Here is a 15,143-nt window from a genome sequence, read left to right as displayed (position 1 = left end):
CACACCGGGCCTCATGACGACGAACCGGACTCCGCATAGGCGTGGAAACAGCACCCGAGACGGTTCTGCCCCCGCGGATGATTCTTCGGAGGGACCGACGCCCCCACCCCGTCACAGGTGAGGGCCAGAGAAAGTGGGCCCACCGGGGTTCGAACCCGGGACCCGCGGATTAAAAGTCCGATGCTCTGCCAACTGAGCTATAGGCCCGGTGTCCAACTTTACTCGAACCTCACGCGTGCAGATGCACCCCGCAGATTCGTCGCCCGCTTCTGCTCAGATCGATCCGGATCGATCCGCCTGACCTGGCCGCCCCAGCTCCTCCGCCCCGATCACACCGTCGAACACGCCCTCATCGATCGACTGGCCCGACCGAATGACGCTCAGCGCGCCGGACGGCTCGAAGACGACCGCACCCACCTGGTCGGGATGCGATACGCCGGCCAGCCGCAGGCGTGAGTTCAGCTCCGGATGCGACACGTGGCAGCGCCCCATGTTCTTCTCGAGCACTCGGGGGCCCGCCATCAGCAGCACCGGACGGTTCACCACCAGCCTGGCCCCGAACGTCGAACGCCGGATGACCCCGGACAGCGCCTGCAGCAGCACGAGCGTCACGATCGCGACGATGCCGCCGCCGAGCCTCGGCGACTCGCCGAGAGCGGCGCGGGCGATGATGCCGCCGAACGCGATGACCGCGGCGAGATCGTAGCTCGACATTCCCGAGAGCATCCGCTGGCCGAGCACACGCACGAGCACGACCAGCGCGAGGTACATGCCGATCGTCGCGAGCGCGACCGCGCCGGCTTCCAGCCACGAGATTCCGAGCAGTTCGAGCACCGATGTTCCTTCCGATCGCAACAGACCAAGGGTAGTCCTGCCCCTGGCGTCATCCGGCTCGTGCTCTTGAGTTCCCCGCGGAGCACGGGCATTGTGAAGATCAGCGTCCCGAGACGTGGAGGTGATGCATGGACCCGCTGATCGGCTTCTTCACGGACTCGACGGGCGTCCAGATCGAACTCCTCGTCGCCTCGTTCCTGCTGTGCTCGCTGATCGGGCTCGAGCGGCAGGTCAGGCAGAAGAGCGCCGGCTACCGCACGCACGTGCTCGTCGGACTCGGGTCGTGCGCGTTCACCCTCGTCTCCGGCTACGGCTTCGCGATGGTGCTCGGAGACGACGCGTCGCTCGATCCCTCGCGCATTGCGGCACAGATCGTGTCGGGCATCGGGTTCCTCGGCGCCGGCGTGATCTTCAAGGGGCGGAACGTCGTGCGAGGGCTGACCACGGCAGCGACGGTGTGGGTCGCCGCCGCCGTGGGCATGGCGTGCGGCGCGGGGCTGCTCGCCCTGGCGGCCGCGCTGACGGTGCTGCATCTGGTGACGCTGTTCGTCGTCGCCCCTGTCGTCCGGCGTCTGCCGACCCCAGATCGGCACCGCGTGCTGCGCATCACATACATCGACGGCGGCGGCGTGCTGCGCGACGTCCTCGAAGCGGCGACCGCGATGGGGTTCAGCAGCTCGGTGGTCAGGAGTCGTCGCAGCACGGAGGACGATCGGGCGCTGGTCACCGTCGACGTGCACTTCTACGGCCAGCAGCCGATGCGGGAGCTGGTGCCGCCGCTGCTCGATCTCTCCGGGGTGGAGCGCGTCTCCGTGCGGGGCGCCGAATCGCACGACGCCGACGACGACGACTCGGTGTGACGCGCCACGGAGACGCCGAAAGAGTCTGGTCAGGTCAGGAGCTGCGGGCGATCCGACCCGTTGGGAGGATCAGACGGTGCCGGATGCTGACAGCGCTCCGCCTGCCGCGCGGATCTCCGCCAGCGCGGCATCGCTCGAATCGGGGGCGACGCCCGCGACCAGGTCAGTGAACACGCGCACCGCCCTCCCGTCGCGGATCGCGTCGAGAACCGACGCCCGCACGCAGTGGTCTGTGGCGATGCCGACGACATCGATCTCCACGACACCGAGATCGGTGAGAAGCGCGGAGAGCGTACTGCCCGCCTCTGTGGTGCCCTCGAACGCCGAGTACGCCGGCTCGCCCTGCCCCTTCTTAACGTGGTGGGTCACGGCCGAGGCATCGAACAGCGGGTCGTAGTCGGCGCCTTCCGTGCCTGCGACACAGTGCACCGGCCACGTGTCGACGAAGTCGGGCTCCCCCTCGGCGAAGTGGCCGCCGTTGTCGTTCGCGCCGTCGTGCCAGTCGCGAGAGGCGATCACCGCCGCGTACTCCCCCGCACGCTCGGCGAGGAACCGGCTCACGCCGCGCGCGACGGCATCACCGCCGGTGACGGCGAGCGCGCCGCCCTCGGTGAAGTCGTTCTGCACGTCGACGATCAGCAGGCCGCGGCTCATCTCGTCTCCCTCGGATGGTGCCTCGTCCCAGGCTACGCTCGTCGGATCCCCGGAGAACAGCCGCCTGTGCGCGTCGTCTCGCGTAGGGCAAGCCGACGCGCACGAACGCCCTCCGGCCGTCAGCCCCGGATCGCGTCCGCGATCGGCACGGTGCCGTTGCCGAACGCGATGGTGCGCCGGATGGTCGAATCGTCGGCGAGGGCGGCCGCGGCGACCGCCGCAACATCCGCCCGCGAGACGCGCCCGTCGCCGGGCTCGGCGACCTCGATCAGGCCCGTCGGCTCGTCGAGTGTGAGCGGACCGGGGCCGAGGACCGTCCAGTCGAGTTCCGTTGCGCGCAGGTGCTCATCAGCGGCGGCCTTCGACTCGGCGTATGCGAAGAACGAGCTGTCCTCCGGCACGCCGTGATCGGTGCGGGCTCCGAGGTACGACACCATCACGTAGCGGCTCACACCGGCGCTCGATGCGGCATCCATCGACCGGACGGCCGCGTCGCGGTCGACCGCATAGGTCCGCTGCGGGTCGCCGCCGCCCGCACCCGCCGTCCAGACGATCGCGTCGTGCCCGGCGAACAGCTCGGACAGGGCAGCAGCGTCGAGGGACTCGACATCGGCGACCAGCGGAGTCGCGCCCGCGGCAGCCACATCGTCGGAGTGGGCAGGGTTCCGGATGACGGCGACGGGCTCGTCGCCCCTCTCCGCCAGAATCGGTGCCAGCCGGAGCGCCACCTTGCCGTGGCCTCCGATGATCAGAATGCGGCTCATCGTGTCTCCCTCTCGTCGACGTGCTTCCACGCTATCGGCGATCGCGGGCAGCGGCGCCGTTCAGCGATAGGTTGAACGAATGACCGAAGACGACCAGCGCGATGCCTGAGCTCGGAATCCTCGCCTGGGCAGCGCTTGCCCTGGGTGCCGCCGTCGTCGGAATGTCGAAGGCCGCACTCCCCGGCGTGAACACGATCGCCATCGCCCTGTTCGCCGCCGCACTGCCCGCGAAGCAGTCAACCGGCGCCCTGCTGGTGCTGCTCATCGTCGGCGACGTGTTCGCACTGCTGATCCACCGCCGCCACGCCCGTCTGCGGGCGCTGCTCCCACTGATCCCGGCCGTCATCGTCGGCATCCTGCTGGGCACGGCGTTCCTCGCCTTCGCTGACAACACCTGGACGAAGCGCGTGATCGGCGTCATCCTGCTCCTCGTGATCGCCGTGACGCTCTGGCGGAGGCGAACCGAACGGCGAGGCGACACCCGACCGCCGGGTGGCCGGATGATGGGCGTGTCATACGGCACTCTGGGCGGCTTCACCACGATGGTCGCCAACGCCGGCGGCCCCGTGATGTCGATGTACTTCCTCGCGATGCGCTTCCCGATGCGCGAGTTCCTCGGCACGGCCGCCTATTTCTTCGCCGCTGTCAACATCGCCAAGCTGCCCTTCTCCATCGGGCTCGGCATCCTCACCGTCCCCACACTGCTCGTCGACGCCGTGCTGGTCCCTGCGGTCGTGCTCGGCGCGTGGCTAGGCAAGATGCTGCTGACCCGGATGAACCAGCGCTTCTTCGACGTCGCGGTGATCGTCGTGACGATCCTCGGCGCGGTCTACCTGCTGATCTGAGCGGCGTAGGGCGTGTCCGGAACATCCGTACGCACGTCGATCCGGATGATCCGGTCGCCGCGCATCGTCACGAGGTAGACGGCGCGCGCGTCGCCGCCGCCCGCGATATAGGCCGCGGCGGGGATGCCTTCCACGACGACCGCTTCAGCGAGACGCGCTCTGCCCGCGAACACTCGGGCGACCGCATCCGCTCCCCGCAGGCGATGTTCCAGGAGCGGTGCTCCGTGTTCGGCGCCGGAGCTCGCGAGTGCCACGGCTCCGTCATCGCTGCGCAGCTCGATATCCGGATCGAGGAGCTGCAGCAGATCGCCGAACTCACCCTCCCTCGCAGCGCGGAGGAACGCGTCTATCGCCGCTCCCTGCCTCTCGCGCACCGTCGCCACGTCGACGGCCCGAAGGCGCGCTCTGGCGCGCGACGCAAGCTGGCGCGCCGCTGTCGGCGTGCGCTCGACGATCAGCGCGACCTCGTCGTACGGCAGCGCGAACGCGTCGTGGAGCACGAGCGCGAGACGCTCGAGAGGGCCGAGTTCGTCGAGAACGACCTGCAGCGCGAGCGCGAGGTCGTCCGCCCTCAGCGCAGCTTCGGCAGGACCTGCTTCGTCCGAGGCTGCGAGCGATTCCATCGCGTCGGCATCTGCTTCGTCCCGCCGCGCCGCACGCTGGCGCAGCATGTCGATGCACACGCGTGAGACCACTGTCGTGAGCCACGCGTCGAGGTTCTCGATACCAGCTCTGTCCGCACGCTCCAGCCGCAGCCAGGTCTCCTGCACGGCGTCGTCGGCGTGCCACGGCGAGCCGAGCGTGCGGGCGGCGATCGCGTGCAGCCTCGCGCGACGGGCGGTGAATTCCGCGCCGAGGTCGACATGTGTCCGTTCCGTAGATTCCAGAGCCATGGAGTTCCTCCGGCATCAGCTTGTCACGTTTCCGATGCGTCATCCGACTCACAAGTGAGAGGCACTCACCTGCCTTGATCAGACACACATTCTCTCTTTCGAGGAGCTGCGACATGACCATTCCCCGCACAGACATCGACCTGACGGACCTGCGCACGAGCGTGCGCGGCCGCGTGTCACTTCCTGGCGACGATGATTTCGAGCGGGCACGGCGGCCGTGGAATCTCGCCGTGGAGCAGCAGAACGTGCGCGCGGTCGTCGAGGCTGCGGACGCCGACGACGTCGCCGCCCTCGTGCGCTTCGCCGGTGAGCGCGGAGTGGCCGTCGCGACGCAGCCCAGCGGGCACGGCGCGACCGGGCGCGCTTCGGGTGCGATCCTGCTGCGCACAGGGACGCTCGATGCGATCTCGATCGACCCGGCCGCACGGACAGCACGGCTCGGCGCCGGCGTGCGTTCGGGCGATCTGCAGCGCGCGGCAGCCGCGCACGGGCTGACGGGGCTGCCAGGAAGCTCGCCCGTGGTGACCGTGACCGGCGCTGTGCTCGGCGGCGGCCTGAGCTGGTTCGGCCGGCGACACGGCTGGATGGCTGACAGCGTGCTCGCGTTCGAAGTCGTGACGGCAAGTGGTGACGCCACGCGCGTCACGCCGTCGTCCGATCCGGATCTCTTCTGGGCTCTGCGCGGAGGCGGCGGTGAGCTCGTCGTCGTCACAGCGCTCGAGCTGCGGCTGCACGCCGCGCCGCAGGTGTTCGGCGGGCGGATGCTGTGGCCAGCGAACCATGCGCGCGCGGTCGCGGAGGCGTTCCGCACGATTGCGGAGGCGGCGCCGGATGAGCTGACCGTGTGGCTCCAGCTGCTGAACTTCCCTGGCGCCGATCCGTTGGTCGCGCTCGACTCGACGTTCCTCGGAGACGAGCACGAGGCGCGCTGGCTGCTGCGCGCGACAGACGCCCTGCCGCACCCGCTGTCGGACTCGCGTGCGGCGATGAGCGTCGCCGATCTCGGCACGATCACGGCCGAGCCGACGGATCCCGCGCCGGGCCTCTCGCGCGCCGAGCTGCTCTCGCGGTTCGACGACGATGCCCTCGACGCGCTCCTGGATACGCCGATCGCTCCCCTCGCGATGGTGCAGATCCGGCATCTCGGCGGCGCGCTCGGCCGTGCGAGCGACAGCCCGCACGGCGCGCTCTCCGAGCCATATGGCGTGTATGCCTTCGGGGTGCCGACGACGCCCGAGCTGTCGGACGCCCTCGGCGACAAGCAGGAAGCACTCGTCGACGCGCTGCCGACGACGGGCCGCAAGCCGCTGTGCTTCCTCGCACCGTCCGAGCGGCTGTCAGACGCGCTCCCGGCAGCGTCCGTGGAGCGGATCGCGCATCTCAAAGAGGAACGGGACCCGGACGGCACGATCCGCGGGAACTTCAGCGCGCGAGGCTGAGGGGAGGCCGACCCACCGCCGAGCTGGACTGATCTGCTCTGCCCGCTCGTCCTCGTCGCACCGTACATCGAGACGGACGACGACGCAGAAGGCCCTCGGTCCCGAAAGGAACCGAGGGCCTGTTGAGCCACCTACCGGAATCGAACCGGCGACCTGTTCACTACGAGTGAATCGTCTCGCGACCGCCGTCCGCTCTCAACGCCTCAGCCGTCGAGGTCGTCGCCGCGCCATCGCCTGATCTCACGCCGCAGACGGTTCACGCGACTCTCCGCCGCGTTCACAAGACGCCCGGCGAAAGCAGCCTCGTCGCCGTCCAGCTCCGACTCCGCCTTCGCGGACGAGAACGCGTCTGGAACGCGGGCGATCAAGCTGCGCAGCCGATCGATCACGTCATCCGGGCCGAGTCCCGCGCGCGCACATTCCCTCACGACGTGCCTGAGCTCGATCTCGAAGTCCTTGTACCGCCTGTCGAAGGACATCGCGAAGCGAGCGTTGCGATTGTTGAACGCTGGATAAGGCAGCGCCGAGGTCACGTCGTAGAGCGGCGCCAGGCGCGGTCCTCTTCGAGGATCGTGGATCAGGGAGTAGTTCTTCGCGTGGGCATCGGTACCGAGGGCGATCCAGTTGAAGAGCACCGCGTCGACGAACGCTGAGGCGCTCTTCGCTGAGTCGCGTCCACGGCTCCCGAGAATCGCGTTCATGACGCCGTGCACGCCTGGCCCGCCTTCGGCCTGATACTTGAGCGCCGGATGCACGCCGAGCGCTTGGGCGAGATCCTCCTGGTGCACGCGCGAAACGCTTCCGCTCTGGTCGGTGACTCGGTCGTACCGCTCAACGACGATCGCGTGTTCGCCGCCGACTCGAAGAATACGGCTCTCCGCGACGTCGAGCCCCGCGGCCGCCGCTGCAGACATCGTCAGGTGCTCGTTCAGATCACCGAACTCCAGCCCCTGGATCCCCGGCTTGAAGATGTGCGTGGACGCAGAGCGCCCCGTCGGGACCGCCCATGCGCCGTCGATTCGCGCAAGAGTGAACTTCGATTGCGCCCCAGCCAGAGAGAAGGCGCCTTGGCTATGACCAGGAAGCAACCAGTCCGACGGGTCCTTGCGCAATTGACGGATATGGGCGGCGAGGTCCTCATCCGAGATCGCCTCCAACGCACCCTCACCAGGCAAGTCGGTCGCGTCCGATTCGCTCAACTGAACGGCGCCGGCAGTATCCATCCCCACGTGCGAGAGAAGACTCATCGGGTTGCGTGGGCTGACGCCGAACCGGGCGCCCCATCGCTCGAGCACGGCCTCATTGTCCGGCAGCAGATTCCACAAGAAGTTCGCTGGTGCTTCGCCGTCGTGCTGACGCCGTGACTTCGGCATGGACAGCGTCAGTTCCAATCGACCTGCGCTCGCTCGCCAGTCGTCATCGTAGACGAATCGGATACCGCCGCTGCTCTCGCGCAAGAACCAGCCGACCCGAGCAGAGTCGATGTATGCGGTCAGCTGACTCGTCATGAGGGGTTCAACTCCACGTCGAGTTCGAGGACGTCAGCCATACGCACGAGAAGCTCGAGCGTCGCCGTTGAGGCGTAGCCGTTCTCGAAGCGCACGATCCACTGCCTACTCATGCCGATCTCCTCGGCGAGCTGCGCTTGCGACAGTCCTTGATCCCGTCGACGGTCGCGTACGATGTTGCCCCAGTCGGACGGAGTGACAACGAGCATGAGCACCCCTGTCCGCAGAATCTGACACCCGAGTTGATGTCAGAGAAGTCTGACATCAACTCGGGTGTCAGTCAACTCTGACATCTCAGCCGCCACAATGCAGAAGGCCCTCGATCCCGAAAGGGACCGAGGGCCTTGTTGAGCCGCCTGCCGGAATCGAACCGGCGACCTATTCATTACGAGTGAATCGCTCTACCGACTGAGCTAAGGCGGCGTCTGTGACCGCGTCAGCGGCACGATGAACAAGCATACCGGATGTCCACCCGCGCAACGAATCGGGACCGACGCCCGCGCGTGGCACGGTCGTCGCGCGGCGCCGCCTCCGGACGGTGCAGGGTCACTGGCAGCGGAGCCCGTCATCCGGCACCGTGCCGTCGATGAGAAAATCGCCGACAGCGTCGTTGATGCACGCACTGTTGCCGTACCCGCCGTGCCCCTCGCCCTCGAACGTGATCAGGGTGCCGCTGTCGAGCTGCTCCGCGAGCGCCTCGGCCCATTGATACGGCGTCGCAGGATCCCCTGTCGTGCCGACCACGAGGATCGGCGCCGCGCCCTCGGCGGTGATCCGGTCCCGTGTGCCCGTCGGCTCGTGCGGCCACTGCTCGCACAGATCGGGCCCCGACCAGTACGGCGCGATCGTGGGTGCGTTCTCTGACATCAGTTCATCGGCCGCGTCGGTCTCCGCCGCAGTCGAAACCGGATAGTCCATACAGTTGTAGGCGGAGAACGCCTCGGTCGTGTTCGCGACATACGTGCCGTTGACGCGGTCGTTGTACATGTCAGCGAGCGCGAAGGCACCGGAGGCGTCGCCCTGCTGCGCTCCCTCCAGCGCGGCGGTGAGATCGGGCCAGGAGAGAGGACTGTACAGCGAAGAGATGATCGCCGTCACCAGCGTGTCGGCGCCGAGTTCACGGCCGTCCGCTCCGACGAGAGGTCTGTCATCGACCTCGGCGAGCAGCGCGCCCAGATCTGCCATGCCGTCGTCGACGTTCCCGGGGAACGGACACTGCCCGCCGTCGCCGCAGTCCGCGAGGTACGCGCGCAGAGCGTCCTCGAACCCGACGCCCTGCACGGCGCCGACCATCGCGCTGGGCACGGATGGATCTATGGCCGCATCGAGCACCAGGTGCCCTGCCCGCTCCGGGAACAGGTTCGCGTAGGTCGCGCCGAGGAACGTGCCGTACGAGAAGCCGAGGTAGCGCAGCTCGTTCTCACCGAGCACGGCCCGGATCAGGTCGAGGTCGCGGGCCGCCTGCTCGGTCGTGATGAACTCGAGCAGGTCGCCGGTGTTCTCCTCGCAGCCCGCAGCGAAGTCGGCATTCGACTTCTCGAGCTCGCGCTCCCACTCCGCACTGCCGCGTTCGCCCTCCGGCAGGTCGTAGAGGTAGGAATCCATCGCGGCGTCGTCGAGGCATTCGACCGCCGTCGACTCGCCGACGCCGCGCGGGTCGAAGCCGACGATGTCGTATGCGGCGCGCACGTCGTCGGCGAACAGGTACTGCGCGCTGGACTGCACGAAGCTGACGCCGCTGGCGCCCGGCCCGCCGGGGTTGGTGAGCAGCGAGCCGTCAGGAGCACCCTGCTCGGCGAGGTAGCGCGTGAGGGCGAGGTCGATCTCGCCCCGCGCCGGATCATGCCAGTCGAGCGGAGCGGTGATGGTCGCGCACTGCAGATCGGGACCGCAGTCCTGCCACTGCGGCGGCTGGTCGTAGAACTCGATCAGTTCGCTCGGCACGCCGTCGGTGACGGGCGCGGGATCGGCCGGACGCTCGGGGATGAATGCCGAGAGGCATCCGGAAAGCAGCATCGCTCCGGCCGCGAGCACCGCAGCGGCCGCCGCGATGCGCCGCTTCGGTCTGCCTGCCCTCACAGCCGGTTCCCGCTCACGACGGTGACCAGCAGACTCTCCAGCGCCAGCGCGGGCTGTGCATTCTGCTCGATCGCGGCACGCGTGTCGGTGATGTGGTCGAGCACGCGCAGAGTGCGCTCCTGGCTCCACTCCCCCGCCACCCGGCGCAGATCGTCGATCACTTCGAGATTGATGATGCCCTCCTGGCGGTCGTGCTGCAGCATGACGACGTCGCGGTACACGGACTGCATGTCGGTGAGCACGCGATCGAGCCCGTCGCGCAGGCTCCGCGTCGCGCGGCGCTTCTGGTCCTCCTCCAGCGCCTGGATCTGCGCGCGCACCGCTGGCGGCACGCGCGATCCCTCCGGCACGCCGACGGTGCGCAGCAGCGATGCCCGCTCGGCCTCGTCGCGCTCGGCGGTCAGCGCCTTGGCATCGTCGGTGGCTGCCTGCACGATGCGGCCGGCGACCTCGACGACGTCGCCGATCGTGCGGCCTCCGAGCACCGCGCGCAGGCTCTCGTCGCGCCTCTGGCGCGACGCAGTGTCGGTCGCGAGCCGCTGTGCCATGCCGATGTGCCGCTGCGAGTGCCGCGCCGCCTGCTCGGCGACATCGACGTCCGCGCCCGTGCGCTCCACGATCAGCCGAGCCACGTCGTCGACCTCTGGCTCGCGCAGTCGCAGGGTGCGCACCCGCGAGCGGATCGTCGGCAGCAGGTCCGCCTCGCTCGGGGCGCACAGCAGCCAGATGGTCTGCTCAGGTGGCTCTTCAAGAGCTTTGAGCAGCACGTTCGACGTGCGCTCAGTCATCCGGTCGGCGTCTTCCATCACGATCACGCGGTATCGGCCGAGCGACGGCCCGAAGTACGACCGCTCGACGAGCGCGCGCGCCTGCTTGATCGTGATGATGACGCCTTCAGTGCGCAGCGCCATGAGGTCCGGATGGGTGCCCGCGAGCACCTGGCGCATGGTCGCGTGGTCATCGGGCGCGTTCGCGATGAGCGCCGCCGCGAACGCCTGCGCGAGCGTGGAGCGGCCGGAGCCCGGTGGGCCGGTGATGAGCCAGGCATGCGCCGGTGATCCCTCGTCGTGCGCCGCGCGCTGCAGCGTGCTGACCGCCTCGTGCTGGCCCCACACGTCGCCCCAAGGGAGCTCCGCCGCGGCAACTGAAGTCATACGCAAAGCCTACCGGCGACGTCGACGCGCCGCGCCCCGCACCGCCGCACCGCCCACCGCCGCTGCGCGCGCGCCGCCGCGTTCGTTTGCGCCGAACGCGGGGTATCCCCCACAGACACCGACAACGACGCAAACGAAGCACCACCCGCATAACGCGCCCCGCACCGCGCCTTCCGCGCCGCCGCGACGGCGCTCAGCCGATCAGGCCGGCGACGCGGGCGCGCACGCGGGCGGCGATCTCTTCCGGCGGCAGGGTCGCGTCGACGACGACGAACCGCTCAGGCTCAGCCTCGGCGAGCGCGAGGAACGCCTCGCGCACCCTGGTGTGGAAGGCGTCGCGCTGCGACTCCATCCGGTCGAACGGCTTGTCGTCCGCGTCGAGCCTGGTGCGGGCCGATGCGGCGTCGATGTCAAGCAGCACCGTGAGGTCGGGAAGCGCGCCCTCGGTCGCCCACAGCGAGAGGTCGCGGATCTCGTCAGGATCGAGCACACGGCCCACACCCTGGTAGGCCACGGACGAGTCGAGGTAGCGGTCCTGGATCACGACCTCGCCGCGCTCGAGGGCGGGCCGCACCAGCGCGTCGATGTGGTGCGCGCGATCCGCGGCGAACAGCAGTGCCTCGGCACGCGCACCGATGTCGGCGCCGTCCGCGCCGTCTCCCGACGCCTTGTGATGCAGCACGATCTCGCGGATGCTGTGTCCCACCGCCGTGCCGCCCGGCTCACGGGTGCGCACCACGGTGCGACCCGCACTCTCCAGCCATTCCTGCAGCAGGCCCGCCTGGGTGGTCTTTCCCGACCCGTCGCCGCCCTCGAACGTGATCCAGAGCCCACCAGATGCCGGCACGGGCGCTCCCCCGGTCGAGGCCCCGCCGAAAGGGCCGGGCATCACGACGTCTTCTCGGCCGCCGTCGACTTCTTGGTCGTCGTCGATTTCTTGGCCGCGGTTGACGACTTGGCCGCAGTCGAAGACTTCTTCGTGGTCGAAGCCGACTTCGTGGTCGACGAGGCCTTCTTCGCTGTGGACGATTTCGCTGTTGAGGCCTTCTTCGTCGGCGCCTTCGCGGGCGACTTGCGCGTCGTCGTGCGCTTCTTCGCCGGGCCCTTGGCGCGCTTGTCGGCGATCAGCTGCACGGCGCGCTCGAACGTGATCTCATCGACCTGCTCACCGCGCGGGATCGTCGCGTTCGTCTCGCCGTCGGTCACATACGGGCCGAACCTGCCGTCGCGCACCTTCAGCGGCTTCTCGCTGACAGGGTCGTTGTCGAATTCCTTCAGCGCCGCGGCGGCGCGTCTGGCGCCGTACTTCGGCTGCTTGTAGATCTCGAGCGCCTCGTCGAGCGTGATGTCGAAGATCTGATCCTCGGTCTGCAGCGAGCGCGAATCCGCGCCCTTCTTCAGATACGGGCCGTACCTGCCGTTCTGCGCGGTGATCGTCTCGCCGCTGTCCGGGTCCTCCCCGACGGGGCGCGGCAGGTCGAGCAGCGTGATCGCCGTGTCGAGGTCGATCGTCTCCGGCGACATCGACTTGAAAAGCGACGCGCGACGCGGCTTCGGCTCATCCTTCTTCGCCGTGCGCTTCTTCGGCTTCTCCTCGACCTCGCCGGTGGCCGCATCGACCGCATCCGGGTCGACCGGGTCCTCTTCCTGCAGGTACGGGCCGAAGCGGCCGTCCTTGACGACCACGACCTTGCCCGTCGCAGGGTTCTCACCCAGCACGCGGTTGCCGGCCACAGGCGCGTCGATCAGCTCCTGCGCTTTCTCGGGCGTGAGCTCATCCGGAGCCAGTTCCTCCGGAACGTTCACGATGCGCGGCTTCGCTTCGGGCTGCGCCGGATCGACGATCTCGAGGTAGGGCCCGTAGCGTCCGAAGCGGAGTGTGGCCACGTCGGTGATCCGCGTCGCGTTGATCTCGCGCGCGTCGATCTCGCCGAGGTTGTCGACGATGTTGCGCAGGCCGGGGTGCCCCTCACCGCCGTAGTAGAAGGACTTGAGCCATTCCGGCCGCTCCTCCTCGCCACGGGCGATGGCGTCGAGGTCGTTCTCGAGGTTGGCCGTGAAGTCGTAGTCGATCAGCTCGGCGAAGTGCTCCTCGAGCAGCCGTGTGACGCTGAAGGCGAGCCAGGTCGGCACGAGCGCCTGCCCGCGCTTGACGACGTAGCCGCGGTCGAGGATCACGCCGATGATGCTGGCGAAGGTGGAAGGCCGGCCGATGCCGCGCTCCTCGAGCACCTTCACCAGCGTCGCCTCGGTGTAGCGGGGCTTCGGGCTCGTCTGGTGCCCCTTCGCCTCGGGCTCGCCGAGGCTCAGCGCGTCACCGGTCTCGACCTTCGGCAGCTGCTGGTCTGCTCCCTTGTCGGCGTCGGCACGCGTCTCGTCGCGCCCTTCTTCGTAGGCCTCGAGGAAGCCCTTGAAGGTGTAGACGGTGCCGGATGCCGTGAACTCGGCCCGCTTCCCGTCCGTCTCAGTCTCGAGCGTGACAGTGGTCGTCTCGAGCTTCGCGTCGGACATCTGGCTGGCGACGGTGCGCTTCCAGATCAGGTCGTACATCCGCTTCTCGTCGCGCCCGAGCTCGCCGCCGATCTGGCTCGGGCGGCGGAAGGTGTCACCAGACGGGCGGATCGCCTCGTGCGCCTCCTGAGCGTTGCGGCTCTTCGACGCGTACACGCGCGGCTTCAGCGGCACGGCCTTGTCGCCGTAGAGCTCGACGGCCAGTTCGCGGGAGGCTTTGACAGCCTGCGCCGACAAGTTGGTCGAGTCGGTTCGCATATAGGTGATGTATCCGCGCTCGTACAGGCTCTGCGCGACGGACATCGTCGTCTTCGCCGTCATGCCGAGCTTGCGGCCGGCCTCCTGCTGCAGCGTCGACGTGGTGAAGGGCGCGTAGGGGCGGCGGGTGCCGGGCTTCGCCTCAACGCTCGTCACCGTCGCGGACGCCGCCTCGAGGGCGGCGGCGAGCTCCGTGGCCGCCTTCTCGTCGAGTACGACGACGGCGCGCTTGAGCTTGCCGTCCTCGCCGAAGTCACGGCCGACGGCGACGGGGGCGCCGTCGAGGCGCACGAGCTTGACGCGGAAGGCGTCGTCCGCCCTGGCTGCAGTCGCATCGATGCCCCAGTAGTCGGCCGACACGAAAGCCATCCGCTCGCGCTCGCGGTCGACGACCATCCGGGTCGCCGCCGACTGCACGCGGCCCGCGCTGAGCGCCTGCCCTTCGCGGCCGCTGCCGACCTTGCGCCACAGCACCGGCGAGACGTCCCAGCCGTACAGGCGATCGAGCACGCGGCGGGTCTCCTGCGCGTCGACAAGAGAGATGTCGAGTTCGCGAGTGTTGCTGATCGCTGCCTGGATCGCGTCCTTGGTGATCTCGTGGAACACCATCCGCTTGACCGGGACCTTCGGCTTCAGCGTCTCGAGCAGGTGCCACGCGATGGCCTCGCCCTCGCGGTCCTCATCAGTGGCGAGCAGGAGTTCGCTCGCACCCTTCAGCGCACGCTTGAGTTCGGTGACCGTCTTGGTCTTGCGGTCGCTGACCACGTAATAGGGTTCGAAGCCGTTGTCGACGTCGATCGAGTACTTGCCGTACACCGCGCGGTCCTTCTCAGGGATGTCTCGCTTGTTCGCGAGGTCGCGGATGTGACCGACCGAGCTGAGCACCTCGTAGTCGTCGCCGAGGTAGCTCTGGATCGACTTCATCTTCGTCGGAGACTCGACGATGACGAGCTTCTTGCCTGTTGCCAAGGTGGCGTCCTTTCTTCGCTGGCAACCATACACATTCCCAGCTGTGTAGGAATACCGGATCTCCAGCGGCGGAATTCGGGGCATCGTCCGGATGCGCGGCTCGCGCGGGCGGCGGATCTGCGGTTGGTGCGGCCAGCGAAGGGTGCCTCACGGAGGACCGGCGCGGGAAACGGCCAGTGCAGGGACCCCAGCATAGTGCCAGGAGACGGACACGGTCGCGATCAGGTCGTCGAGGGAGCACGAGGAGACGCTCGCGCCCTGCGCTGCGGCGACTTCGGCCGCCCTGGCGCACGGTTCTCCGACGATCGCGCCGCTGGCGGCATCGGCTGCGGCGAGCGCTGCCGCGTCGGCGATGCCGGCAGCGCGCTGGCTCTC

General features: G+C 68.6%; 14 protein-coding genes and 2 tRNA genes. 3 read left to right on the top strand and 13 right to left on the bottom strand.

The genetic code is table 11. The features are described 5' to 3' along the window. Nucleotides 1–134: 134 nt before the first annotated feature. Together CIK77_RS03515 and CIK77_RS03510 are read right to left on the bottom strand one after the other, a co-directional pair. Nucleotides 135–207, bottom strand: a tRNA-Lys gene (locus CIK77_RS03515). Between the two features lie 66 nt (nucleotides 208–273). Next, the gene (locus CIK77_RS03510) at nucleotides 274–834 is read right to left on the bottom strand and encodes a DUF421 domain-containing protein (protein ID WP_087056088.1); all 561 of its coding nucleotides are present in this window, start codon (nucleotides 832–834) and stop codon (nucleotides 274–276) included. 128 nt (nucleotides 835–962) lie between these two features. Between CIK77_RS03510 and CIK77_RS03505 the strand changes: the two genes are divergently transcribed. After that, nucleotides 963–1,694: an MgtC/SapB family protein gene (locus CIK77_RS03505; RefSeq protein ID WP_087056087.1), complete on the top strand. Its 732-nt coding sequence runs from the start codon at nucleotides 963–965 to the stop codon at nucleotides 1,692–1,694. Between the two features lie 69 nt (nucleotides 1,695–1,763). Here the strand turns inward: CIK77_RS03505 and CIK77_RS03500 are convergent, their stop codons facing one another. After that, nucleotides 1,764–2,348: an isochorismatase family protein gene (locus CIK77_RS03500; protein WP_087056086.1), complete on the bottom strand. Its 585-nt coding sequence runs from the start codon at nucleotides 2,346–2,348 to the stop codon at nucleotides 1,764–1,766. 119 nt (nucleotides 2,349–2,467) lie between these two features. Further along, nucleotides 2,468–3,112, bottom strand: coding sequence for an SDR family oxidoreductase (locus tag CIK77_RS03495; protein ID WP_087056085.1), 645 nt, complete (start codon nucleotides 3,110–3,112; stop codon nucleotides 2,468–2,470). 101 nt (nucleotides 3,113–3,213) lie between these two features. On the opposite strand from CIK77_RS03495, the gene CIK77_RS03490 reads away from it, so the two are divergent. Beyond that, nucleotides 3,214–3,957 (top strand): sulfite exporter TauE/SafE family protein, encoded by a 744-nt coding sequence (locus tag CIK77_RS03490; protein WP_087056084.1) that lies wholly within the window; start codon nucleotides 3,214–3,216, stop codon nucleotides 3,955–3,957. Here the strand turns inward: CIK77_RS03490 and CIK77_RS03485 are convergent. Further along, nucleotides 3,942–4,850 carry a sigma-70 family RNA polymerase sigma factor gene (locus tag CIK77_RS03485; RefSeq protein ID WP_087056083.1) on the bottom strand — a complete coding sequence of 303 codons (909 nt, stop codon included), beginning with the start codon at nucleotides 4,848–4,850 and terminating at the stop codon, nucleotides 3,942–3,944. The genes CIK77_RS03490 and CIK77_RS03485 overlap by 16 nt on opposite strands. Before the next feature lie 113 nt (nucleotides 4,851–4,963). Here CIK77_RS03485 and CIK77_RS03480 point away from each other — a divergent pair, with 113 nt between their 5' ends. Then, nucleotides 4,964–6,289 (top strand): FAD-binding oxidoreductase, encoded by a 1,326-nt coding sequence (locus CIK77_RS03480; protein WP_087056082.1) that lies wholly within the window; start codon nucleotides 4,964–4,966, stop codon nucleotides 6,287–6,289. 203 nt (nucleotides 6,290–6,492) lie between these two features. Here CIK77_RS03480 and CIK77_RS03475 read toward each other — a convergent pair whose 3' ends face one another. From CIK77_RS03475 to CIK77_RS17585, 8 genes are all read right to left on the bottom strand, one after another. After that, nucleotides 6,493–7,797 carry a type II toxin-antitoxin system HipA family toxin gene (locus tag CIK77_RS03475; protein ID WP_087056081.1) on the bottom strand — a complete coding sequence of 435 codons (1,305 nt, stop codon included), beginning with the start codon at nucleotides 7,795–7,797 and terminating at the stop codon, nucleotides 6,493–6,495. Next, entirely contained in the window at nucleotides 7,794–8,006 is a 213-nt protein-coding gene (locus tag CIK77_RS03470) for a helix-turn-helix transcriptional regulator (RefSeq protein ID WP_140403565.1), read from the bottom strand. The genes CIK77_RS03475 and CIK77_RS03470 overlap by 4 nt, the downstream gene beginning before the upstream one ends. Nucleotides 8,007–8,147: 141 nt before the next feature. Continuing rightward, nucleotides 8,148–8,220, bottom strand: a tRNA-Thr gene (locus tag CIK77_RS03465). A gap of 123 nt (nucleotides 8,221–8,343) precedes the next feature. Further along, nucleotides 8,344–9,813, bottom strand: a complete 1,470-nt coding sequence (locus tag CIK77_RS03460; protein ID WP_087056331.1) for an alpha/beta hydrolase — start codon at nucleotides 9,811–9,813, stop codon at nucleotides 8,344–8,346. A gap of 59 nt (nucleotides 9,814–9,872) precedes the next feature. Further along, nucleotides 9,873–11,030 carry a DNA polymerase III subunit delta' gene (locus tag CIK77_RS03455; RefSeq protein WP_087056079.1) on the bottom strand — a complete coding sequence of 386 codons (1,158 nt, stop codon included), beginning with the start codon at nucleotides 11,028–11,030 and terminating at the stop codon, nucleotides 9,873–9,875. A gap of 193 nt (nucleotides 11,031–11,223) precedes the next feature. After that, the gene (tmk, locus tag CIK77_RS03450; RefSeq protein ID WP_087056078.1) at nucleotides 11,224–11,919 is read right to left on the bottom strand and encodes a dTMP kinase; all 696 of its coding nucleotides are present in this window, start codon (nucleotides 11,917–11,919) and stop codon (nucleotides 11,224–11,226) included. Continuing rightward, complete coding sequence (gene topA / locus CIK77_RS03445; RefSeq protein WP_087056077.1) at nucleotides 11,919–14,768, bottom strand: type I DNA topoisomerase; 2,850 nt, start codon at nucleotides 14,766–14,768, stop codon at nucleotides 11,919–11,921. The genes tmk and topA overlap by 1 nt, the downstream gene beginning before the upstream one ends. Nucleotides 14,769–14,915: 147 nt before the next feature. After that, nucleotides 14,916–15,143: helicase (locus tag CIK77_RS17585; protein ID WP_114347199.1), on the bottom strand; the 228-nt coding region annotated here is incomplete at its 5' end.

It is taken from the genome of Microbacterium sp. JB110 (assembly GCF_003335195.1).
Lineage (GTDB): Bacteria > Actinomycetota > Actinomycetes > Actinomycetales > Microbacteriaceae > Microbacterium.
The sequence above is the reverse complement of the archived record's forward strand: the minus strand, read 5'-3'. Positions and strand labels throughout refer to the sequence as shown.

What these genes read in the sequence shown, in the direction of transcription:
- CIK77_RS03480 (WP_087056082.1), top strand. Translation starts at nt 4,964, where the DNA reads ATGACCATTCCCCGCACAGACATCGACCTGACGGACCTGCGCACGAGC.
- CIK77_RS03475 (WP_087056081.1), bottom strand. Translation starts at nt 7,797, where the DNA reads ATGACGAGTCAGCTGACCGCATACATCGACTCTGCTCGGGTCGGCTGG.
- CIK77_RS03485 (WP_087056083.1), bottom strand. Translation starts at nt 4,850, where the DNA reads ATGGCTCTGGAATCTACGGAACGGACACATGTCGACCTCGGCGCGGAA.
- CIK77_RS03495 (WP_087056085.1), bottom strand. Translation starts at nt 3,112, where the DNA reads ATGAGCCGCATTCTGATCATCGGAGGCCACGGCAAGGTGGCGCTCCGG.
- CIK77_RS03455 (WP_087056079.1), bottom strand. Translation starts at nt 11,030, where the DNA reads ATGACTTCAGTTGCCGCGGCGGAGCTCCCTTGGGGCGACGTGTGGGGC.
- CIK77_RS03500 (WP_087056086.1), bottom strand. Translation starts at nt 2,348, where the DNA reads ATGAGCCGCGGCCTGCTGATCGTCGACGTGCAGAACGACTTCACCGAG.
- CIK77_RS03505 (WP_087056087.1), top strand. Translation starts at nt 963, where the DNA reads ATGGACCCGCTGATCGGCTTCTTCACGGACTCGACGGGCGTCCAGATC.
- CIK77_RS03490 (WP_087056084.1), top strand. Translation starts at nt 3,214, where the DNA reads ATGCCTGAGCTCGGAATCCTCGCCTGGGCAGCGCTTGCCCTGGGTGCC.
- CIK77_RS03460 (WP_087056331.1), bottom strand. Translation starts at nt 9,813, where the DNA reads ATGCTGCTTTCCGGATGCCTCTCGGCATTCATCCCCGAGCGTCCGGCC.
- tmk (WP_087056078.1), bottom strand. Translation starts at nt 11,919, where the DNA reads ATGCCCGGCCCTTTCGGCGGGGCCTCGACCGGGGGAGCGCCCGTGCCG.
- CIK77_RS03470 (WP_140403565.1), bottom strand. Translation starts at nt 8,006, where the DNA reads ATGCTCGTTGTCACTCCGTCCGACTGGGGCAACATCGTACGCGACCGT.